This is a genomic window from Bifidobacterium sp. UMB1197, from assembly GCF_030217745.1.
GTDB classification, from domain to species: domain Bacteria; phylum Actinomycetota; class Actinomycetes; order Actinomycetales; family Bifidobacteriaceae; genus Bifidobacterium; species Bifidobacterium vaginale_B.
Genome location: NZ_JASOOL010000023.1, coordinates 1 through 633, shown reverse-complemented (window position 1 = coordinate 633; position 633 = coordinate 1). Strand labels below are relative to the sequence as shown.

The window sequence follows — 633 nt, the reverse complement described above, 5'->3', positions numbered from 1 at the left end:
GAGGTTATGGGTTCTTCCGATACTCCAACTCCTGATCCAAAGCAGCCTGAAGAGGTGACTCCAACTACTAAGGCTGGTTTTATTGGTCTTGTTTCTTCCGATAAGGTTGCTCTTGATGAAGCTACTGCTAATAAGGCTGATAAGATGAAGACTTACAGCGAGAAGTATGCTGCTTTGTCTGCTGCTGATGCTGCTTTGTCTGCTGCTACGGCTAACTTCAAGGCTGCTCATCAGCGTGTTGTTGATGCAAAGGCTGCTGGCGAGGATGTTTCTAACCCAACTGCTTACAACGATTTGGTTGATGCTGAGAAGCGTGCTCAGGCTGAGTTGGATGCTGCTCAGGCTGATTTCAATAAGGCTAATGCTGAGTTTAACAAGGCTAAGCGCGAGGCTGAGAAGGCTTCTGCTGTTTACAATGCTGCTTTGAAGAAGTATAAGAAGGATTATAACGCTGCTATTGCTGCTGGCGTGAAGCTTCCTGCTGATCTTCCACAGATTACTGATCCATTGGCTCCAACTACTCTTCCTGGTGTTCCAGGTGTTCCAGTTCCTGGTCAGCCAGGTCAGCCAGGTAAGCCAGGCAAGCCTGAAGTTGAGAAGAAGAAGAATGATGGCAAGAAGTTGCCTAAGACT

At 47.4% G+C, this 633-nt stretch carries 1 pseudogene; it reads left to right on the top strand.

What is annotated here, in order from left to right:
* Positions 1-6 precede the first annotated feature (6 nt).
* Positions 7-633 (top strand): annotated as a pseudogene (locus QP420_RS06440) (hypothetical protein); the annotation flags it as partial.